Annotated in this window: 17 protein-coding genes; 9 read left to right on the top strand and 8 right to left on the bottom strand. The window is 62.4% G+C overall.

Annotated elements, in window-relative coordinates; all coding sequences use genetic code 11:
* The first annotated feature begins 206 nt into the window (after positions 1-206).
* On the top strand, positions 207-1,709 hold the full coding sequence (locus tag AB4Z53_RS10020; protein ID WP_441595707.1) for an oligosaccharide flippase family protein: 1,503 nt from the start codon (positions 207-209) through the stop codon (positions 1,707-1,709).
* Between the two features lie 41 nt (positions 1,710-1,750).
* On the opposite strand, the gene AB4Z53_RS10015 is transcribed toward AB4Z53_RS10020, so the two are convergent.
* From AB4Z53_RS10015 to AB4Z53_RS10005, 3 genes are read right to left on the bottom strand one after another with little or no spacing between them, the layout of a single operon-like run.
* Positions 1,751-2,806, bottom strand: coding sequence for a sugar-transfer associated ATP-grasp domain-containing protein (locus AB4Z53_RS10015; protein WP_441595706.1), 1,056 nt, complete (start codon positions 2,804-2,806; stop codon positions 1,751-1,753).
* Positions 2,806-3,843, bottom strand: a complete 1,038-nt coding sequence (locus AB4Z53_RS10010; protein ID WP_441595705.1) for a sugar-transfer associated ATP-grasp domain-containing protein — start codon at positions 3,841-3,843, stop codon at positions 2,806-2,808. Before AB4Z53_RS10010 ends, AB4Z53_RS10015 begins: the two co-directional genes overlap by 1 nt.
* Positions 3,843-4,802 (bottom strand): ATP-grasp fold amidoligase family protein, encoded by a 960-nt coding sequence (locus tag AB4Z53_RS10005; RefSeq protein WP_441595704.1) that lies wholly within the window; start codon positions 4,800-4,802, stop codon positions 3,843-3,845. Before AB4Z53_RS10005 ends, AB4Z53_RS10010 begins: the two co-directional genes overlap by 1 nt.
* 301 nt (positions 4,803-5,103) lie before the next feature.
* Here AB4Z53_RS10005 and AB4Z53_RS10000 point away from each other — a divergent pair, with 301 nt between their 5' ends.
* From AB4Z53_RS10000 to AB4Z53_RS09990, 3 genes are all read left to right on the top strand, one after another.
* Positions 5,104-5,931, top strand: coding sequence for a transporter substrate-binding domain-containing protein (locus AB4Z53_RS10000; RefSeq protein WP_441595703.1), 828 nt, complete (start codon positions 5,104-5,106; stop codon positions 5,929-5,931).
* A gap of 72 nt (positions 5,932-6,003) precedes the next feature.
* A complete protein-coding gene (locus AB4Z53_RS09995; RefSeq protein WP_441595702.1) occupies positions 6,004-7,284 on the top strand; it encodes an NAD(P)/FAD-dependent oxidoreductase in 1,281 nt (426 codons plus the stop codon).
* 16 nt (positions 7,285-7,300) lie between these two features.
* Positions 7,301-8,272 carry an amino acid ABC transporter permease gene (locus AB4Z53_RS09990; RefSeq protein ID WP_441595701.1) on the top strand — a complete coding sequence of 324 codons (972 nt, stop codon included), beginning with the start codon at positions 7,301-7,303 and terminating at the stop codon, positions 8,270-8,272.
* A gap of 98 nt (positions 8,273-8,370) precedes the next feature.
* On the opposite strand, the gene AB4Z53_RS09985 is transcribed toward AB4Z53_RS09990, so the two are convergent.
* Both AB4Z53_RS09985 and AB4Z53_RS09980 read right to left on the bottom strand, forming a co-directional pair.
* The gene (locus tag AB4Z53_RS09985) at positions 8,371-9,183 is read right to left on the bottom strand and encodes a PfkB family carbohydrate kinase (protein ID WP_113535150.1); all 813 of its coding nucleotides are present in this window, start codon (positions 9,181-9,183) and stop codon (positions 8,371-8,373) included.
* A gap of 83 nt (positions 9,184-9,266) precedes the next feature.
* Positions 9,267-10,280 (bottom strand): SIS domain-containing protein, encoded by a 1,014-nt coding sequence (locus AB4Z53_RS09980; protein ID WP_441595700.1) that lies wholly within the window; start codon positions 10,278-10,280, stop codon positions 9,267-9,269.
* Between the two features lie 238 nt (positions 10,281-10,518).
* Between AB4Z53_RS09980 and AB4Z53_RS09975 the strand changes: the two genes are divergently transcribed.
* On the top strand, positions 10,519-11,250 hold the full coding sequence (locus AB4Z53_RS09975; RefSeq protein WP_113535148.1) for a GntR family transcriptional regulator: 732 nt from the start codon (positions 10,519-10,521) through the stop codon (positions 11,248-11,250).
* Positions 11,251-11,320: 70 nt separating this feature from the next.
* Here the strand turns inward: AB4Z53_RS09975 and AB4Z53_RS09970 are convergent, their stop codons facing one another.
* A complete protein-coding gene (locus AB4Z53_RS09970; RefSeq protein ID WP_113535147.1) occupies positions 11,321-12,448 on the bottom strand; it encodes an NAD(P)/FAD-dependent oxidoreductase in 1,128 nt (375 codons plus the stop codon).
* A 95-nt stretch (positions 12,449-12,543) separates the two neighbouring features.
* Complete coding sequence (locus tag AB4Z53_RS09965) at positions 12,544-13,497, bottom strand: LysR family transcriptional regulator (RefSeq protein ID WP_113535146.1); 954 nt, start codon at positions 13,495-13,497, stop codon at positions 12,544-12,546.
* 235 nt (positions 13,498-13,732) lie between these two features.
* Between AB4Z53_RS09965 and AB4Z53_RS09960 the strand changes: the two genes are divergently transcribed.
* A complete protein-coding gene (locus AB4Z53_RS09960) occupies positions 13,733-14,920 on the top strand; it encodes an acyl-CoA dehydrogenase (RefSeq protein ID WP_441595699.1) in 1,188 nt (395 codons plus the stop codon).
* An 11-nt stretch (positions 14,921-14,931) separates the two neighbouring features.
* A complete protein-coding gene (locus AB4Z53_RS09955; protein WP_113535144.1) occupies positions 14,932-16,116 on the top strand; it encodes a CaiB/BaiF CoA transferase family protein in 1,185 nt (394 codons plus the stop codon).
* Positions 16,117-16,209: 93 nt separating this feature from the next.
* Here AB4Z53_RS09955 and htpG read toward each other — a convergent pair whose 3' ends face one another.
* Entirely contained in the window at positions 16,210-18,099 is a 1,890-nt protein-coding gene (gene htpG, locus AB4Z53_RS09950) for a molecular chaperone HtpG (RefSeq protein WP_441595698.1), read from the bottom strand.
* 362 nt (positions 18,100-18,461) lie between these two features.
* On the opposite strand from htpG, the gene AB4Z53_RS09945 reads away from it, so the two are divergent.
* On the top strand, positions 18,462-20,678 hold the full coding sequence (locus AB4Z53_RS09945) for a DUF3141 domain-containing protein (RefSeq protein WP_441595697.1): 2,217 nt from the start codon (positions 18,462-18,464) through the stop codon (positions 20,676-20,678).
* A gap of 19 nt (positions 20,679-20,697) precedes the next feature.
* A complete protein-coding gene (locus AB4Z53_RS09940) occupies positions 20,698-21,654 on the top strand; it encodes a phosphate acetyltransferase (protein WP_235693182.1) in 957 nt (318 codons plus the stop codon).
* The last annotated feature ends 2 nt before the right edge of the window (positions 21,655-21,656 follow it).

Genomic DNA, 21,656 nt, shown 5'->3' with positions numbered 1-21,656 from the left:
ATGGCAGGCCGCCCTCAATTTCGACAACAAGCCAAAATCTATCGTGAGATAGAATGCAGGCTCGTTTCGATCGCTGAAAGTCTTTGTCCTTAAATCGACCGCGTTTTGAGGACAAAGACCTGCGGCAACGCAGCTATATCGACCGCAACGCGTCTCATGACGTGCGGTGTTGTGGTTCGTGAGCCGAACGACGGAAGGCATTTCTATTGAGCCGAGCAGTAAAACTGACCGGGCAAGCCATCTGGGCTTCATTGGGCCAATTGGCGCAGGCGTTGCTTGCAACCATCAGCACCATCATCCTGGCGAGAATCCTCGGCGCGGAAACCTATGGTGTCTTTGCTCTGGGGCTGCTGATCGTCGGCTTCGCCGAAATCTTCGTCGGGGGACACGCGGCCGACATCGTCGTGCAGAAACCGGACGCCACGACCGGACATCGCAATGCGGCCTTCGCCGCCCTGGTTGTCATCTCCGTTCTCTCGGCAGTCGTCATCGGTGTCAGCAGTGGGGTGGCCGCAGCCTTCTTCGAGGCGCCGCAGCTCAAGGCGCCGCTGCTTGCGATGCTCGTCCTGCCAATCCTCACGGGGCTGGCAAGCGTCCCCAACCAGATCCTCGTGCGGCGCCTGCAGTTCAACGAGCTTGCCCGCATCGGGGCGGTATCGGGTGTGCTGGCGGTCGCGGTCGGCGTTGTGCTGGCGATTTCGGGCGCCGGTATCTGGAGCCTCGTCATCATGGAGATCGTGCGGCGCTCGGTGAACCTGATCATGCTGATTCCCGCAGCGCGCTGGTCGCCCGGTTTCGGCTTTGTCCGCCAGGAACTCATCGATGTGCTGCGTTTTGCATCCCGCAGGGTCGAGAACAACGGACTGACCTACGTCTCCCAGAACGCCCTGCCGCGACTGTTCATCGGCCAGTGGCTCGGGACGGAAGCGCTCGGCCTTTTTGCGGTTGCCCGCCGGCTGCTCGACCAGTTGCACAATATTCTGAGTGGCCCCGTTGCCGCGGTCGCCTTTCCGGCAGCATCGCAATTGCAGCATGACCGCGAGCGGCTCGCCAAGCTGATCGATACGTCGGTCCGGCTGACCACCTGGGTGTTCTGGCCAGTCGTTCTCGGCGTTGCGATGATCGCACCGATCCTCGTGCCGCTGGCCTTCGGCGAGGGGTGGGCCGAAGCCGTCCCGGTACTGCAGGTACTCGCTCTTGGAACCTTGCGGGCGCCGGTCTCGAGCTTCAACACGGCCGTGCTGGTGGCCTTCGGGCGCATGGGTTCGGTCTCTTTTATTTCGGTGCTGTCGATCGTGCTGGGTGTCGCCTTCCTTTTCGTCGGCGTCCAATACGGCCTTGTCGGCGTCGCAGCCGCGCTGTCGCTGAGGCAATGGGCACTTTGGCCGGTGGGCGCCATGCAGGTCTATCGCGTGTCCGCCCTCCATCCCCTGGGGCAGTTGCGCACGCTCTTCATTGCCGCGATGCCATCGCTGATCATGGCGGGCGCCGTCTGGACTGCCGGGCGGATGATCGATGGCCTTGCGCCCGTCCTGATGCTCTGCCTGCAGGTTGCGATCGGTGTCATTGTGTATGGAGTGGCCTGGGCGGCCTTCAATCCGCGCGAGACTGTGCTTGTGTTCAAGGCGGTCTTTGACGTCATCCGCGGGGATTGGGCTTCGGCGAAATCGCGGATTCCACTCATTCTCGGAACGATGTCTGCTCCATAAACAGGGGCGCGCGTCCAATGCAGACCAGTGGTTCGGAGAGCCTAGCCTGCCTCGAAGGCCCTGTGGCGTTGTGATGCGCGAATGCGCTCCAGTCGGTTTGGGCTGATGGTGCCCTTTGCAGCGAAGAAATCGCGCACTTCCTGGCGCAAGAGCATCGGCTCGTGAAACTGGATGAGGTTGGGATTGGCGAGTGCCGCATTGCCCTCAATCACGATCGGACCTTTCTCGGTCAAGGCGACATCCCAGCCAACATAGGCGAGCCCCGCGATCGAGCGCGTACATGCGAGCGCCAGCGTCTTGATGTCGTTCCAATGCGGGATGGYCATGCCGCCGATGCGAGTGCCGGTCTCGGGGTGGCGGGGGAGCGTGGTTCGGCTTGGGCCGCCGTCATCGGAAATCGCATCGGAGAGCGTGCCGCTTTCCAGTTCGATCAGGGACACGATCCCGCCGGCCTTGAAGTTGTCTGTCGGCCGCGAGCGTTCCGTTCCGAACCGGTGGGCCGCCCCGAGCAGGATGGTCTTGCCGGACGCTTCGTCATGGCCGACTAGCACCCGGATCGTGTTGACGGCATGCGGATAGATCGCCGATGCGTAAGGGTGTTGCACCACTGCGGCCTCGAGCAAGAAGCGACCGCGCCGATCGACCTCGTCGACTGATGAAATGCGTCGCACGCCGCGGCCGCCGCTGCCATCGACCGGCTTAGAGATCATAGCGCGGCCTTCAACGTCGGCGCGCGGCAACGGGCTGCCATCGGGCGCGGTGGCACGGCCGTCCTCGACGAGCCCGATCAACTCCGGGCAGGTCCCCGGGAAGCTTCCGGAGCGCACCCATTCATGAAACAGGAGCTTGTCGCCGAGAAGCGCCATGGCTTCGGTGCTGTTCAGCCGCGGCAACCGGGCCTCCGCCTCGAGGTCGGTCAGAAACAGGTGACCGTCGAACCGGTCGAGCGGATACAGCCAGGCGCGGTTGGAGAGGAAGCCGCGGCTCATCAGCCGCAGATTGGGAAGGCCGCGATTTCCGCGCCGCTCCAGCGCCCAGAAGTGCTGCAGGAGCGAGAGGCGGTGGCGTACCACGCCGACGATCGGGAGCGCGCCCATCAGAGTGGGCCATCCTTGGCTCGTGGAATGTAGCGGGCAAAGATCCGACGCAGTTGCGGCTCATCGAGCAGGCGGTCGTAAAGCTGAAAGAAGCGCAGGCTCGGGTGGGCGTTGCCTTCGATGACGGTCGGTCCTTCGGGCGTTACGGCGATGTCCCAGCCGACATAGTGCAGATACGGGAAGGCGCGGCCGAGATCCTCGACAAGCCGCAGGACCGCGGGCCAGTGGGCAATCTCGACATCGGCAATCGTCGTTTGCGTGTCCGGATGCACATCGTGATAGCGGACAAGATTGCCGTCCGCGATTGATAAGGCCCGGGATAGCCGGCCTGTTTGCAGGTCGACTTTCGAGACCAGCCCGCCGGCGCTGAAATTATCGACCGGCACCGAGCGGGCGCCGCCGAAGCGGTGAATGGCCGCGGCTGCGACCGGAGCGCCATCATCGTCCCGCAGCATCAGCAGACGTATGGTATTCAAGGCGTCGGGAAAGATCGTCTGCGCATAGTCGGCTTGCTGCACGAAGCTGGTCAGGATCGCATCTTCGCCGCGGTAATTGTTGACGTGGTCCATTGCCGTGCCGATCTGCACGGAACGTCCTTTCGAACCCAGCGCCGGCTTGATGACGAAACGGCCATGGGTCGCGAGTTCATCGCCGAAGGCGCGCCGGCTGTCGTCCCGCCAATGCCATCGGTCTCCGAAATAGCAGGAGAATATCTGTGGGGTCGGCAACCGCATCGAGGCAAGGAGTTCTCCGAACACCGCCTTGTTGTCGAGAACATAGGCATAGTGCCCGTTCAGCCCGTGCAGGTGCTGTTCTCTTTCGCAATTGCTCACGACACCGTCGAGGTCGCCGCGTATCTGTCGATACCAATCGGCCTCCTTCGGATCGAAACCGGCCAGGATGTCCTGGATCCGCTGCAGCGGCGCCAGTTGCCGGTCGTCGGCCGAGGCGCTGTCGGCCCAGTAGCGACGGGCGTGGCTTTTCAGGAAGCGAAGGCGGCGCTTGTCGATCGTTTGGTCAACCAGACTTTGCAGCATCAAGCGTGGGGTCCCTTTCTTGGTTGCTCTCCAGGCAATCTCAGCAAGTCCCCGAAACGCAGTTCCCACTCATAAGGTTCGAAAATATCTGTGCCGCCTTCGGGGAAGAAGGTGATCTCGCCGAAGCGGATGCGGCCGAAGTTTTCGTAGAGGTCGACCCGGCTGAACGCGAATGGAGCGGCGAGTTCCGTCGCAATATCGAGCAGGGACCGAAGGGATTGGGGAGGTTCTATGCCGTCCGCCGCAGCTGGCGCACCGCGCCGCCGCACCGGCAAAGGCTGCCAATCGGTGTCGAAGACCGTCTTGCTGCGCACGCCGTCCTTCTCGCGGATGACCATTATGAAATGTGGGCGGCCGTGGAAGCAGAAAATCTTGTATTCGCGAAGGCCGTCGGCCGCGTCCGGTTCCAGAAACGCCTCGACCAGGACACCGGGCCGGATATCGCGGTAAACAGGCTCGCGATGCCGGTACCAATGGTTGAACGCCAGGTGATCGGCGAGCTTGGCGCGGGCGGCACCCCAGTCGAACGTGTCCCGGTCACGGCATATCACCACACCGCCGAAGTCGTGATTCGTCTTGAGGACGAAGGCCTCCTCTCGAATGGTCTCCGGCGTGATATCCCTCAGCCGATAGGTGGACAGGATCGCTGGGATGAGGATATCCGGGCCGACACGCTCGGCAACATAGTCGCGCACCTTGATCTTGTCGGCGCAGATCGTCTGCAATGCGGTCGCCGGCATCAGCTTCAGCGCGTTGAGCTTTTCGCTAAGCCCTCGCGGCTCGTCGACTTGCAACTCTCTTCCCGTGCGGGCGCGATACTGCATCTCTATGAACTCGCGGGTGTTGATCCGCCGCTCGCCGCGAAAACGATTGGAGCGAGACCAACGGTAGAGATGGGTAAGGAGATCGGGGGCTTGCCGCGCCAGGAACTGGCGGGAATATTCCTTCATGGTGGACATCGCATATCCGTCACTAGAGAACCTCGATTCAGGCGACCCTTGATGATCCCATCTTGGGCGCGCAGCGGGGCGAAGGTTTCCAGAACGATGTGGCGACACGGTGGCCGGGCCTCGGCGCAGTTCGGGCGGCTCTCGTCCCTTTGGCTCATTCATCACGGAGACATATGGTCCCATCACTTCGTTTCATGGAGTTGGGCGCGCTTCTGCCCTTGACTCGTCTTTATCGATCTTTTCTAACTTATGTTGTCAGACATCTTACATAAACGGGAACCCATTGCTGACGTTCAAACAGGAGGAATGCGTGAGGAAACTGATTCTACAGCTCGCCGTCGGCGCTGCCGCGCTGGCGCTTGCCACCGCCGCGCAGGCGGGCGAGACGCTCGACCGTGTCATGAGCAAGAAGGCGATGGTTGTCGCCACCAACAGCGGGTGGCCGCCGCAGAGCTATCTCGACGACAGCAACCAGCTTGTCGGCTTCGACATCGATGTCTCCCGCGAGATCGGCAAGCGCCTTGGCGTCGAAGTCAGCTTCGAAACGCCGGAGTGGGCCACTTTGACCGGCGGCCGATGGCAGGGACGTTATGACGTCGGCGTCGGCTCGGTCACCCCGACCAAGCCACGCGCCCAGGTCATCGACTTTGCCGGCATCTATTACTACAGCCCCTATGTCTACGTCGTTCACAAGGACAGCAAGGCGAAGGCTGTCACCGACTTGAACGGCAAGGTCATTGGGGTCGAAACGGCAACGACTTCGGAGGATTTCATTCGTCGTCAGTTGGAAATCGACGCGCCGGGCCTGCCGCCGATCGAATATAAGCTGGAACCGGGTGAGATCCGCACCTTCGCCGATTCCATGCTTCCCTTCGACGACCTCCGCCTCGGCGACGGCGTGCGGCTCGATGCCGTGATTGCGCCAGAACAGACCGCGCTCAACGCCATCAAGAACGGTTATCCGCTGAAGGTGCTCGAAGGCGAGTACGCGTTCAAGGAACCGCTTGTCGTGATCGCGGAAAAGACCGATCCGGAGTGGACGAAGAAGATTGGCGATCTCATCGCTGAGATGAAGAAGGACGGCACGCTCGCAGGCTTTACCACCAAGTGGTACGGCAAGGACTACAGCGCCGACTGAAGTGGACAAGTCTGTGGGGCGGCAGATCGTGCCGCCCGCACCCCCTAATCGCTGTCTGCAGGGCGCAAGAACATGTCCTATCCCGATACCTACTATAAAAACACGATGGTCGACCGGAAGGTCAGACCAGTGCTTTCCGAAACTATCGAATGTGACACGGTCGTTGTCGGCGGTGGGCTCGCCGGTCTGACAACGGCGCTTCAGCTCGCACGCGCCGGGCAGTCGGTTGTCGTGCTCGAAGCGGAAAGCGTCGGCTTCGGCGCATCAGGCCGTAATGGCGGCTTTGTCAGCCCCGGTTTCGCGACCGGTGGCGAGAATATCGCTCGTGCGGCCGGTGCCGAAGGTGCACGTCAAATCCACCGTCTGTCGATCGAAGGCGTGGATTTCGTTCGTGATACGATCGCGGCGCTGAAGATCGAGAGCGCACATGCACAGCCCGGAATCACCAGTGTCTTGCGCTATGACGACGGCGGCAGCTTGAAGGCGCACGCCGATGCGATGCGTCAAAACTATGGGTACGAGTTGGAGTATTTCGACACCGAGCATATTCGCGCGGTGCTGAAGTCGAAGCGCTATTTCCAAGGCTTGCGTGACCCCAAGGCCTTCCACATGCATCCGCTGAACTACCTTCGGGCGGTGGCGGAAGAAATCGAGCGGCTGGGTGGGCGGATCTACGAGGGCTCGGCGGCAACGGCAAGCATGCTCGACGGTGCCGAAAAGACGGTGTCGACCGCTCGCGGCCGGATCAGGGCACGCCAGGTGGTCTTCACCACCGGTGGCTATACCGGCGCGCTCAATGGCCGGCTGCAGCGCGCCTTCCTGCCGATCGCCACCTATGTGATGCTGAGCGAGGAAGCGCCGGAGCTGATCCGGTCGGCGATCGCCACCCGCGATGCGATCGGCGACAACCGCCGCGCCGGCGACTATTACCGGCTGGTCGATGGCGGCAAGCGCCTGCTCTGGGGCGGGCGCATCACCACCCGTGCCGCTTCGCCGGCCGCCCTTGCCGCCGAATTGCGCCGCGAGATGACCGGCACCTATCCGCAGCTGAAGGAACTGAAGACCGAACTCGCCTGGTCGGGCCTGATGTCCTATGCCCGCCACCTGATGCCCCAGATCGGCGAGATGCGGCCGGGTGTCTGGCATTGCACCGCCTTTGGCGGCCATGGCCTCAACACCACAGCGATCGGCGGCAAGCTGGTGGCCGAGGGCATTCTCGGCCAGTCCGACCGCTACAAGCTCTTCCGGCCGTTCGGCCTGGTCTGGGCCGGCGGCTATGCCGGACTGGCGGTGGCCCAACTCACCTACTGGAAACTGCAGGCACAGGACTGGTGGCGCGAGCGCGCCGCCTGAACGCCGGAGATTTGAGATGATTGGTCGTCTGATACTGACTTATCCGGATGTCGCGCGACGGTCCGGCCTGTTTCTCATGCTGGCGCTCGTCACGATGGCGATCTACGGGCTCGGCATCAGCTCCGCCTGGATCGGCCATCTGCTGCCGCCGTCGACGGAATGGCTGGAGGCCAATCCGGCGCTCGCCCGGCTGGTCAGCGCCGGGCTGGTCGCGCTGATCGCGGCGGCGAACTGGAAGGCCTTGCGGCAATTGCCGCGCCGCGGCCAGGTGATCGGCGTCTGGGTCGAGCTTTTCGTGCTCTTGATGCTGTTCTTCTACTCGTTCGATCTGTCCTTCGCCTTCATCGCCAAGAAGATCGGCTACCTGGTCTCCCAGGGCGTCGTCACGACGCTCTACATCTCGGTGATCTCGATCGCGATCGCCACCCTGATCGCGCTCGTCGGCGCCATTGCCAAGCTGTCGAAGAACGGCGTCATCTACGGGCTCGCCACCTTCTACACCTCGCTCTTCCGCGGCCTGCCGCTGTTGATGCAGATCTACATCATCTATCTCGGCCTGCCGCAGGTCGGCTACGTCATCGGTGCGGTGCCGGCCGGCATCCTGGCGCTGTCGCTCTGCTATGGCGCCTATATGACCGAGATCTTCCGCGCCGGCATCGAGAGCATTCCGCGCGGCCAGACCGAAGGCGCGACCGCGCTCGGCCTCAGCCCCAACCAGACGATGGCGCTCGTGGTCATGCCGCAGGCGATGCGCGTCATCATCCCACCGACCGGCAACCAGTTCATCGCCATGCTGAAGGACTCCTCCCTCGTCTCCGTCGTCGGTGTCTGGGAGATCATGTATCTCGCCCGCACCCAGGGGCAGACCGAGTTCCGTCACATCGAGATGCTGATCACCGCCTCGATGATCTACTGGATCCTGTCGATCGGCCTCGAATTCCTGCAGTCGCGTGTCGAAGCCCGCTTCGGGCGGTACAATGCCCGGTGACTAGGGTCCGTACGCAAATATCTTGACGAAGGTTTGAGGTGCCCCGCCGTCTGCCTGGCCCCTGTTGAATTGGGCCGGGTACATGGCGGGTCGTTTCGCTAGAGAGCGTGCGGCTGTTGCGGAAACCCGCCGACATGGGTGCAGGTACGCGCAGCGAGGTCGCGCCCGGCCTCCAACCGTTCGACCAGTGGGCGGCCCTGAAGGTGAGCGAGAATGAAACCGGCGATAAAGCTGTCGCCCGCGCCCGTGGTGTCGACGACATCGACCGGCCGGCTTCCGGTTGACACCAGTTCGGCTCCGTTGCCGGCGAGCGAACCGAGGGCGCCGCGCGTCACGATGGCGAGCCGGGCTCCGCGAGCAAGGAAATCACCGGCCAATCGTTCTGCGTCCTGATCGCCGTCGCTGCCGGAGCCGAAGGCTATGCTGAGACCTTGCACGCCAAGGTTGGCCGGGGTGGCGTTGACGGACATATCCTGCGAAACGCTGACGCCCGCAGTTGCCAGTGCCCTTCGCAAGGCGCCGCCATCGTCGAGCCAGCCGATATGCACGTGATCCATGGTTTTCAGGAGAGCGAGGTCGTCCGCGTCGGGTTGATAGCCGGCGCAGGCACCGAAATCCTCGTAGAGGAAGACACGGTCTCCCTCCGGGGTGACGCCGATGTCGGTATAGGCGGTGTTGACATTGCGCTCCTTGAGACCTGCGAGCCGCACGCCGTTCTGTTCAAGAACCTGCCGCACCTGCGCGCCGTCGCGGTCACCGCCGACGGCGCCGAAGTAGTGGGATTGGTGCCCAAGAAGCGCCCACTGGACGGCGACATTGATCGCGTTGCCACCGACATAGGCCTCGCTTATCGGCGCCTGGAAACGGTCAATGCAATTGTCGCCAACGGCAGCAAGGCGAAAGGTGGCCATGACGTCTCCTCGCAGGCGAATGGAAAGTCGCGAACGCGTTCTCGCATGTGCGACAGTCGGGCGAACGATTACGTATCGAATGCTCAGTAGGCAACGCGCTTGTAGTAACGCCGCGTCGTCAGAGGGTGATTGCGCATCACTTCGAGATGGGCACTGATGCGCTCGAGCACGGTTGCAAGTACGATCGGCGCGACGAGACCACGCACTTCGGGAGAAAGGCCGGGGAGGGCGAATTCCGCCGTGTCGAGCACGGTAAGCTTGTTCGTGTAGCCGGGCACGAAGTTCTGAACGCGCTCGGCGAGCGGACGCATCGCATCTTCGCCCTTGAACAGGATAACGCTGACATCGTCTTCCACCAGTTCAAGCGTTCCATGGAAGAAGTCGGACGCATGCACCGGACGGGTGCGAATCCACTGCATCTCCTCGAGAATGCACATGCCGTAGTAGAAGGCTTCCGGCCAGACGTTACCGGCGCCGGTGATGATGTGATAGCTCGAGCCGGCGAGAACCTTCGCATAATCCTCGGCCTGGGCTTCGAAGCCGCGCTTAACCTCCAGCAGCGATTTCGGAAGGGTTTCCAATTCGTCCACGATCCGCTCGTAACCTTCGAGTTCTCCGCGGTGGTGCATGATCGAAAGCGCGATGAAGAGTGATTGCAGATAGAAGGATTCGCAGGAAGTGTCGTCCTCGGCGAAGTTGACGAAGACGTGGTCGCCGCCTTGGCCGAGCGGCGTGTCCTTATGTCCGACGAGCGTCAATACCGTCGCGCCAACCGACTTTGCCTTCTCGAGCAGCGCCACACTTTCCTTCGTCGTGCCGGAGAGGGAGGGAATGACCACGATCGACCTTGAATTGAGGTTTGCCGATCCGGAAAGGACGAGCTCGGCCGGTAGGTCGATATATGTGGGAAAACGGGACTGGCGTTGAAGGAGCTGGGCAGCCGGCTGCATCAGGATGGCGGCACCGCCTGTTCCCGTGAAAAAGATGTTCTCAGCGCCTGTGGCGAGGCAGGCCGCGATGGTTTCGTCGAGTTGTTGGCGCAGCGCGGCGGCGCCCGACTGGATGCGAAGAAATCTCTGCTCGTCAAAGTTCAGCATGACATGTTTCCCGATGGTTGCCTCGGCCGGTGGTCATGGTTGTCCACCGCCTCTCCAGTGTTGTAAGACAACTGACAACAATGCAAAGCGGTGTCAAGGGCGATATCTCTGCACTACCAATTCGCATCGCGATGCCGGCTGAGAAGCAGCGAAAATTCGGGTGGACTGGGGCGCACTTGACCTTCCGGAATTTGTCAGACAAGAACATATTTACGATTGTTCGACGGAGTGAGAGGAATTGGACGAACCCCTTCGCGATACGCGCACACTGGTCATTCAGCTTCGCGACCGCATCGCTGACTTGATTCGCGACGAAGGGCTCAATCCTGGCGACAAACTGCCGACCGAGGCGCAGTTGACCCAGCGCTTCAAGATCTCGCGTCCTGCGCTGCGCGAAGCGCTGAAGCTGCTCGAACAGGACAGCATCATTTATGTCGAACACGGGCGCGGACGCTTCGTCTCGGCCATGTCCGCCGTTCAGGTCGATCGGCCCATCACCGTCTTTGAAAGCGTCACGGACATGGCCCGGCACTATGGCTACGCCACGGCCAACAAGGTTCTCTCCGTGGCGGAGGAAACGCCTGACGCCGCCACGGCTGAGCAATTGCGGCTTCAGCCGGGGGAGCGGGTTATCCGCCTCGAAAGGCTGCGGCTGCACAAGGATGAGCCGATCCTCTATTGCGTCGATTTTATTCCGCGCAGCATCATCCCGGTGCGTCTTTACGATATCGATTGGACAGGTTCACTGCTCGACCTGCTGGACCAGCACCGGAGCAGGCCCAGGATGTCGGCGGCGATCGTTGCCGCCGTCCTGCTTCCCGATGATGTCGTGGAGCGCAACGATCTGCGCGATTTCGGCCCGGCACTGCTGATCCGCGAGACCTGTTTCAATGCCGCTGGCGTGCCCGTTGTCTACGCGCTCGACTATCACCGCGGCAGCCATTTTTCCTTCAGCCTGGCGCGGAAGTGATGCGGCCGATTTGAGGTCGGCCGCCAATCGATCTGTGACGGCAGGCGATGTGTGACGGCAGGTGTGCTCGTTACTTCTCCAGGCGCGCCGGGCTGAACTTCGAGGCATCGAGACCCACCGCGCCAAAGCCTTCCGGCGCTGCGGCACCGATCATGAGGCTTGCGGCGAGTGCGCCAAGGGCCGGGGAGGTGAGGATACCATAGCCGCCCTGGCCGGCGAGCCAGAAGAAATCCGGCCGGTCGCGGGCAAAGCCGATGACCGGCAACTTGTCGGGTGAGAAGCTGCGCATGCCGGCCCAACTCTTGAAGATGCGGCGAACCGGCACGGTGGTTGCCTCTTCGATGTAGTGGGCCGCCCAGGCAACGTCGATCTCCTCCGGCTGGACGTCGGCCGGCTCGCAAGGGGTGGCGTCTGCCGGCGAGGCGAGCAGCCGCCCGCCCTCGGGCTTCATGTAGAAGTCTTCGTCGATCTCGTTGATCTCCGGCAAGGTGAGCGCGTCGATGCCGTCGGGCAGGTCGACGGTGATCGCCGTGCGTCGGTGCGGAACGATACCGACGGGCGTGACGCCGAAGAGTTCCGCTACCGGATCTGCCCAGCCGCCGGCGGCATTGACGATCGTCTTGGCGCTGATATCGCCGGCACTCGTCGTGAGTACCCAGCGGTCGCCGTCGCGGCGCGGAGCCAGCACGTCAGAGCGCTCGATGATCGCCGCACCGTGGCGGCGGGCGCCCCGGACGTAACCTTGGACCAGGTTTTCCACCTCGATGTCCCAGAAATGCGGATCGTAGTAGGCGGCGGCAACATAGTCGCGCCGGAGAATCGGTACCCGTGCAATGACTTCGTCGACCGTCAGACGCCGAATTTCGGCGTTGGCGCGGCTCTCTTCAATGAACACCTCTTCGAAGCGGTCAGCCTTCTCGGCGTTGGCAATCATGACGCCGCCGCGCTGCTTGAGCAGCGCTACCTCGGAGAACCCCTCAGGCGGATTGTCGAAGAAGGACTTCGAGATGGCGGCAAGCCCGCAGACCTCGGGTGCGTTGTAGCGGAGCACGAACTCTGCTGCCGAGCGGCCGGTGCTGTGATAGCCGAGCCCGTCTTCCCGCTCGATCACCACGACGGAGCGATGTGGCGCCAAGAAGTAGGCGAGTGACAGGCCCGCGATCCCGCCGCCAATGATCGCCACATCGTAGTCCCGCATATCCCGCCTCCATTGATTGTTGGCGGGACCATAGATAAGCGGCTATCAGCGTTCAAATTTATAACCGGAAATGCGACTATCAATTCTCGTGATGGTCACGCGCTCTCATCAAGGCAGTGGTCGAGCGGTTCCGTATCGGCGACATGGGCAAGGAACGCAGCCTCGGCCGGATTGAGGATCGCGTTCGGGTTCCAGATGCGGAAGACATCGGTGGTGGGCAGATCGGCATAGGGCGGCAGCTGCCAAAGCTGACCTCCTGCAACGGCCGGCGCCGTGAGGTGGTCTGGAAGCATGCCGATACCGACATTGGACATGATCAGCCGCATGACCTCCTCGACATTGCAGGAGACGGCGCGGACCTGCTGGCCGAAGGACCCGACTGCACGCACCGCGGTCACAGAGTTCATATGCTGTCCACCCAGCACATCGGCGATGAAGGCGATATAGGGATTGCCTCTGAGATCGTTGAAGTCGATGCCCTCGGCACCGAACAGCGGATGGCTGCGGCCGCAATAAAGGGCATAGCGCTCGCGGACGTGGAAACGTTTGTGGAGCCAGTCAGGGATATTGCCGTCGCAAAGCCCCATGGTCGCGATGTTTCGCTCCACCGCGCTCAGCACGTCGACCGTCGTTGCGACCGTGACCGACAGTGTCACCTTCGGGTGCAGGCGGAAGAAGCTTTCGAGCTTGCTGTCCCAGGCGGGGTTGTGTGCGTGGCTGACGGAGTGGATGTTGAGGTGGCCGGTGATCTCTTCGCCGGCGGTTTCCAGGACATTCGGCAGCCGGATGACGGCTGCGAAGATGTCGCGGCACTGGGCATGCAGGCGGGCGCCGGCGTCCGTCAGGTTGAAGCGCCCGGGACGCCGGTCAATGAGCTTCTGGCCAACGGTCTGCTCCAGCCGTTTCAGCGCCATGCTGACGGCAGGCTGCTGTAGGAGCAGGCGGTTTGCCGCGGCCGTGATGCTGCCTTCCTCAACGAGCACCACGAAGGTGCGCAGCAGATTCCAGTCGAGATTGTGGGCGAAGCGTTCGAGGCGGTCATTGGCCATGGTCGTGGCTTGCTTCTGATCTCTGGCGTTGCACTGGCCATTCGTTCTGCAACGGGGACCGGCGGAGCGAAGGACGTCCGATCTTGTCGTCATATTCTAGCGAATTTGCAACACGGGGCCGCCGGGGCGAATGAAAGGCCATTCCCTGAACGCATGAGGCGGTGCCTCAATTTCGTTTGAAACGCCATGCACCCCTTGCGATAAGACATGCGGAATAATCCGATGGGAGAGAAACATGGCCGGCAAGACGCAATTTCAATGGGATGATCCGTTCCTCCTCGACGATCAGTTGACCGAGGACGAGCGCATGATCCGCGACACCGCGCGGGCCTATGCGCAGGACCGGCTGCAGCCGCGCGTCATCGACGCCTACCGCGAAGAATCGACCGACCCCGAAATTTTCCGTGAGATGGGCGAACTCGGCCTGCTCGGCGTGACCGTCTCGGAAACCTATGGCGGCGTTGGTGCTTCCTACGTCGCCTACGGCCTGGTTGCCCGCGAAGTCGAGCGCGTCGATTCGGGCTACCGCTCGATGATGAGCGTGCAGTCGTCGCTGGTGATCTACCCGATCTACGCTTATGGCTCCGAGGAGCAGAAGCAGAAGTATCTGCCGAAGCTCATCAGCGGCGAATGGATCGGTTGCTTTGGCCTGACCGAGCCGGATGCGGGTTCCGACCCGGCCGGCATGAAGACCCGTGCGATCAAGACCGAGGGCGGCTATCGCCTCGTCGGCTCGAAGATGTGGATCTCCAACGCACCGATCGCCGATGTCTTCGTCGTCTGGGCGAAGTCGGAAGCGCATGGCGGCGCTATCCGTGGCTTCGTGCTCGAAAAGGGCATGAGGGGCCTTTCCGCCCCGAAAATCGCCGGCAAGCTGTCGCTGCGCGCGTCGATCACCGGCGAAATCGTCATGGACAATGTCGAGGTCGGCGAGGAAGCGCTGCTGCCGAATGTGGAAGGCCTCAAGGGTCCGTTCGGCTGCCTCAACCGTGCCCGCTACGGCATTTCCTGGGGCGCACTCGGTGCTGCCGAGTTTTGCTGGCACGCGGCACGCCAATATGGTCTCGACCGCAAGCAGTTCAACCGCCCACTGGCGCAGACGCAGCTCTTCCAGAAGAAGCTTGCCGACATGCAGACGGAGATCACGCTCGGCCTGCAGGGGTCGCTGCGCGTCGGTCGCCTGATGGACGAAGGCCGCATGGCCCCGGAAATGATCTCGATCGTCAAGCGCAACAATTGCGGCAAGGCGCTCGATATCGCCCGCATGGCCCGCGACATGCACGGCGGCAACGGCATCTCCGAGGAATACCAGGTCATGCGCCACATGGTGAACCTCGAGACTGTCAACACCTACGAGGGCACGCATGATGTTCATGCACTGATCCTCGGTCGTGCCCAGACCGGCCTTCAGGCCTTCTTCTGAGCGGTGCCGTCATGGAAACGCCGCTGAAGGGCATTCGCGTCCTGGAACTGGCCCGCATTCTTGCGGGCCCATGGATCGGCCAGACGCTGGCCGATCTGGGTGCCGACGTCATCAAGGTTGAAAGCCCGGCAGGCGACGACACACGCACCTGGGGCCCGCCCTTCGTCGCGGGTGAAGGCGGCGAGAAGCTCGACGCCGCCTACTTCCACGCCTGCAACCGCGGCAAGCGGTCTGTCGTGCTCGATTTCACGACGGAGGAGGGGCAGGAGGCCGTACGTCGCCTCGCCGCCCAGTCGGACGTGCTGCTCGAAAACTTCAAGGTCGGCGGGCTTACCAAATACGGGCTCGATTACGAGAGCCTGAAGAAGGTCAATCCGCGGCTGATCTATTGCTCGGTCACCGGCTTCGGTCAGGATGGCCCCTATGCCCACCGCGCCGGTTACGACTACATCGTGCAGGGCATGAGCGGCATCATGGATCTGACCGGCGAGCCGGATCGCGAGCCGCAGAAGATCGGCGTTGCCTTTGCCGATATCTTCACCGGCCTTTACGGTGTGATCGCCGTGCAGGCAGCCCTTGCCCAGCGCGAGCGCACCGGTGAGGGGCAGCAGATCGACATGGCATTGCTCGACTGCATGACTGGCGTGCTCGCCAACCAGGCGCTGAATTTCCTGGTCTCCGGCAAGGCGCCGCGCCGGCTTGGTAATGCGCATCCGAACATCGCGCCCTATCAGGTCTTCCCGACATCGGACGGTCATTTGATCGTCGCTGTTGGCAACGATCGGCAGTTCGTGAAGTTCTGCACATTGCTCGGGCGAGCTGAACTTGCCACCGACGAGCGTTATCTGACCAACGCATTGCGAGTGCAGAACCGGGACACGCTCACGCCGGAACTGGCCGCTGAAACGGCAAAGATCGAGCGCGACACGCTGTTGAAGTTGCTGGAAGATGCCGGCGTGCCCGGCGGACCCATCAACACCGTTGCCGACGTCTTTGCCGATCCGCAGATCGAGCATCGGCAGATGCGGGTGGATACGCCACATTCCGGCGCTGCCGCCGGTACCTCTCCGGGGGTGAGGACGCCAATTCGCTTTTCAGCCGCCGAGCTTGCACTGGACCGTGGCGTGCCGCGGCTTGGGGAACATACGGACGAGGTGTTGGCGGAAATCGGGATGCAAACCGCAAAGGCGGACTAACGTAGCGTTTGTCTCTGACGGCACCTGCTCAAGCGGTGCTGTAGAAAACAGCAAAAGGCCCTGGAAATCCAAGAGATTTCCAGGGCCTTTCTGTTAGGCCTTGAGTGCGCGATCGAAGACGCGCGACAGGCGTTCGGCGAAGGCGCGCGGATCCTGCGGCTTGTCGCCGTCAAGCACGCGGGCCTGGTCGAGCAGAAGCTGAACGGCGTCCGTCCGGAACGCCGTGTCGCCGGCGGGGCTGGCGGCCATCGCCGTAATCAGCGCATGGTTCGGGTTCACTTCGAGGATCGGCTTGGCTGCATCGTCGAGGCGGCCGGCGCCCTGAAGCATCTTTTCGAGCTGGCGATCGGGGCCGTGCTCCGGCGCGACGAGGCAGACGGCGCTTTCCGTCAGGCGCTCGGACGTGCGGACGTCGGACACTGCCGCACCGAGTGTTTCCTTGGCGAAGGCAACGAAATCGATGACCAATTGGCTGGCCTGCGGCGCTTCTTCCTTGTCGCCCTCCGGCTTGCCTATCGCGCTGAGATCTGCCGCCCCTTGGGTAATCGACTTCAGCGGCTTGCCGTCGAAGTCCGGTGCGGACGTGACCCAGAAGCTGTCGACCGGATCGGTCAGGAGCAGGACTTCGATACCGCGGGCGCGGAAACCTTCGAGCTGCGGTGAGGCCTTGAGCTGGCCGAGATTGTCGCCGGTCAGATAGTAGATCGCCGACTGGCCGTCCTTCATACCCTTGACATAGTCGGCAAGGCTGCGCTGGCCTTCATCGGATGTGGTGGTACGGAAGCGCGACAGCGCGATCAGCTGTTCGCGGCGCTCGTAATCCTCGTAGATGCCTTCCTTCAGCACGCTGCCGAAGTTTCCCCAAACCTTGTCGAAGGTTTCGGGCTCGCTTTCCGCCAGTTTCTCGATCGCCGTCAGCACACGGTTGGTGACGCCCTTGCGGATGCTGGCAAGCAGCGGGCTTTCCTGGATCATCTCACGCGAGACGTTCAAGGGCAGGTCGGAGGTATCGACGAGACCGCGCACGAAGCGCAGGTAGCGCGGCAGCAATTCCGCCTCGTCGGTGATGAAGACGCGCTTGACGTAGAGTTTCATCCGGCCCTTGCGGTCCGGGTCGAAGAGATCGAAGGGCTTCGAGCCGGGCACGAAGGCGAGTGCGGTATATTCGTGACGGCCTTCAGCGCGGAAATGCACCGTCAGTGCCGGGTCGTCATACTGGCCGGCGACGCCGCGATAGAAATCGGCGTAATCTTCCTTGCTGATTTCGCTCTTCTGCTTGGTCCAGAGCGCTGTGCCGTCGCCGACCTGTACCGGTTCGGCATCGGGCTTTTCCAGAATCGAGATCGGCACAGGGACGTGGCCGGACTGATCCTTGACGATGCGCTCGACGGTCCAGCGCGAGGTGTAGGTCTTGGCATCTTCCATCAGATGCAGCGTGATGCGTGTGCCGCGCGCGGGGGCGTCAGCGAGCTCCGCGACGGAAACCGTGTAGCTGCCCTTGCCGTCGGAAGACCACAGCCATGCATGTTCGGTACCGGCACGGCGCGAAACGACATCGACCTTGTCGGCGACCATGAAGGCGGAATAGAAACCGACGCCGAACTGGCCAATGAGCTGTGCGCCTTCTTTGCCTTGCGCGGCCTCGATGCGCTCCATGAAGGCGCGCGTGCCCGACCGGGCAATCGTGCCGAGCGCTTCGACCAGTTCGTCGCGGCCCATGCCGATACCGTTGTCTTCGACGACGAGGCGGCTGTTTTCTTCATCGAGCGTTAGAGTGATGCGCGGGCTCGGGTCACCGGCCAAGAGTTCAGGCGAGACGATCGCCTCGTAGCGCAACTTCTCGCAGGCATCCGCGGCGTTCGAAATCAGTTCGCGAAGGAAGACGTTCTTATCGGAGTAGACAGAATGCACCATCAGATGGAGCAGTCGCGCCACATCGGCTTCGAAGACATGTTTCTCTACGGACATTTCAGTATCGCTCATCGCCTTGGCAACTCCTTCTGCTTTGCGCCCCAATTGGCAAGCTGCGTCCTGAATTTCAAGGGTCGTCTTGCGCGGTACCCATTTCTGTATAATGCTGCAGTGCGAAGAGGCGCTGAATACTGGCGAAACGTATGCTTCTTCGATGGGGTTGAAGGCGAAAATTCGTGAAGGCGACAAATCGCCGTAATACTCCACTGTTATGTTCCTGCGACCCGAGCAGACGTTCTCGGGTCATCTATGCCGAGTTCATATCGCAGCTTTGCCGCCTATCTCTTTGACTAAGGTCAATGCGAGACGAATTACGTTGTTCTATTGGCCTTGGTGACGGGGCCGGCCTTCAATCGCACCGAGGAGTGGACACCATGCCCAAGCATTCCACGAGCCCGACAATACCGACTTTCGCCGATGCCTATTCCTATTCGCTCGATGCCTGGCAGCGCTCGGTCCTTTTTCTCGACGTGATGCGCCAGCGCGGCGCGCAGTACGAAGAACACAGGACGCAGACTGCACCGAACGTACTGGAATTCGAGGCCCAGCTTGTCCGCGACGGGCGTACGCTCGCGCGGCCGGTGAACTATGCGCTGGTCAGCATCGTTCCACCCGATGGCGTCGTGGTCGACCCGTCGAAGCGTCCATTTGTCGTCGTCGATCCCCGGGCCGGTCATGGCCCCGGCATTGGCGGCTTCAAGGCGGACAGCGAGATCGGCGTGGCGATGAAGGCGGGCCATCCCTGCTATTTCATCGGTTTCCTTCCTGATCCTGTTCCCGGCCAGACGATCGAGGATATCGCGCATGCTGAAGCGCACTTCCTCGAAACCGTGATTGCCCGCCATCCGAACGCGGATGGCAAGCCCTGCGTGATCGGCAATTGCCAGGCGGGCTGGGCCGTGACGATCGTTGCCGCGCTGAGGCCGGAGCTTTTCGGCCCGATCATCATTGCCGGCGCACCGCTTTCCTACTGGGCCGGCGTCAAGGGGCAGAACCCGATGCGCTATTCCGGCGGGCTTCTTGGCGGCAGCTGGCTGACGGCGTTGACCGGCGACCTCGGCGCCGGCGTCTTCGACGGCGCCTGGCTGGTGCAGAATTTCGAGAACCAGAATCCGGCCAACACGCTTTGGACCAAGCAGTACAATCTCTATTCGAAGATAGACACTGAGGCTGCGCGCTACCTCGGCTTCGAGCGCTGGTGGGGCGGGCATGTGACGCTGAATGCCGAGGAGATGCAGTTCATCGTCGATGAACTTTTCGTCGGCAACAAGCTCGCCGCCGGCGAGATCCGTACCTCCGATGGAACGGCGGTCGACCTTCGCAACATCCGCTCTCCGATCGTCGTGTTCTGCTCGAAGGGCGACAACATCACCCCGCCGCAGCAGGCGCTCGATTGGATCCTCGACCTTTACGACAGTGTCGATGATATCCGTGCCTACGGGCAGACTATCGTCTACACCGTGCACGAGACGGTTGGGCATCTCGGCATCTTCGTCTCTGCCGGTGTCGCGCGGAAAGAGCACGATGAGTTTGCTTCCAACATCGATTTTATCGACGTCCTTCCCCCGGGGCTCTACGAAGCGGTATTGACACCCGCAAGCGAGGCGGTCGAGGGCAGGGACCTCGTCTCTGGCGAATGGCTGATGCGCTGCGAGGCGCGAACGCTCGATGATATCCGCGCGCTCGGCGGCAACGACATCGAGGACGAGCGTCGTTTCGCTGCCGCAGCGAAGCTTTCGGAGGTCAATCTGGCGCTCTACCGCACCTACCTGCAGCCGATCGTCAAGGCGGCGGCAACGCCGCCTGTGGCGGAGGCTATGCGCAACATGCATCCGTTGCGGCTGCAATATGCGCTTTTCGGGCCGGACAATCCCTTCATGGCGTGGACGTCGGCGCTTGCAGACTATGTTCGCGAGAACCGCGAGCCTGCGGCGGAAGGCAACCCGTTCATCGCCTGGCAGGAGGCTTTGTCGCAGCAGATCGTGGACGGCCTCGACGCCTGGCGTCGTACAGCCGAATATCTTTCTGAACAGAGCTTCCACGCCATCTACGGTGCTCCGACTTTGCAGGCGGCACTCGGTATCGACACGAATTCGAACCAGCCACCGCGAAGAGCCGAGAAAAGCCTGCTTCATAAAGCCCTCGTCGAAGCACGGATCGCGGAACTTAAGACGAAATTTGCCGACGGCTCGACATGCGAGGGGCTTGCCCGGGCGTTGATCTTTGTCGGTATGGCGCGTGGCGGCGCCGACGAGCGCGGGCTCGAGGCCGTTCGCAGGCTTCGGCGCGCGCACGCCTCCGCAAAGCAGTTGACGCTCGCTGAGTTCAAGGCGGTCATTCGCGAACAGTATTTCATGCTGCTGATCGACGAGGAGGCCGCACTTGCGGCGCTTCCGAAGTTGCTGCCGGAACCGATCGAGGAGCGTCGCGCCGCCTTCACCGCGCTTCGCGAGGTGCTGGAGGTCTCCGGCGCGTTGACAGGTCTTGCGGCCGAGCGGCTGCAACGGGTGGCGACGCTGTTCCGGCTGGAGAGCGAGCCGCCGGTCGCGATCAGCGCCGGCAAGACCGTCCGTAATCGTGCCGCATCCTGATCGTAGAAGGAGTACCGACGTGTCCGACGTAGCCGCACTGCCGCTTGAGCAGTCCAAATACGATCTCCTGATTGCCACCGCGCGAGACGAAACGCCGGCGGTCACCATCGTCGCGCACCCTTGCGACGAAACCTCGCTGCGCGGCGCGTTGGAGGCAGCCGAGACGGGGTTGATCACGCCCGTTCTCGTCGGCCCGGAAGCGAAAATCCGCAGCGTCGCTGCCGAACACCGGCTCGATCTCGGAAATTACGAGATCGTCGATGTGCCGCACAGTCATGCGGCGGCGGCGAAGGCGGTGGCGATGATCCGCGAAGGCCGCGGCGAGCTGCTGATGAAGGGAAGCCTGCATACTGACGAACTGATGAAGGAAGTTGCAGCGTCTGCGACCGGCCTCAGGACCGATCGAAGAATCAGCCACGTCTTCATCATGGATGTGCCGGGCCATGCCGAGACGCTCTTCATCACCGATGCCGCCATCAACATCTTCCCGGACCTCGAGGCCAAGCGCGACATCGTGCAGAACGCGATCGACCTCTGGGTCACGATCGGACTTGGCGAGCCGCGTGTCGCCATACTCTCGGCTGTCGAGACCGTGACGACGAAGATCCCGTCGACGATCGAGGCGGCGGCGCTTTGCAAGATGGCAGAACGCGGCCAGATCACCGGCGGCCTGCTTGAAGGACCGCTGGCCTTCGACAATGCGATCGATCCGGAGGCCGCGCAGATCAAGGGGATAAAGTCTCCCGTCGCCGGCCGGGCACAGATCCTGGTGGTGCCGGATCTTGAGGCCGGCAACATGCTGGCGAAGAACCTTACCTTCCTTTCACGTGCCGATGCGGCCGGCATCGTCCTTGGTGCGCGCGTGCCGATCGTGCTGACCTCGCGGGCAGACTCCGTGCGCACGCGTCTCGCCTCCTGCGCGGTCGCCTCGCTCTACGCGGCGCGGCGGCGCGCGGCGCAAGTTGCGGCGGTGTAGCC

The organism is Ensifer sp. 2TAB8 (assembly GCF_052115125.1).
Lineage (GTDB): Bacteria > Pseudomonadota > Alphaproteobacteria > Rhizobiales > Rhizobiaceae > Ensifer.
Note: the sequence above shows the minus strand (reverse complement) of the source record. Positions and strands in the feature narration are given on the sequence as shown.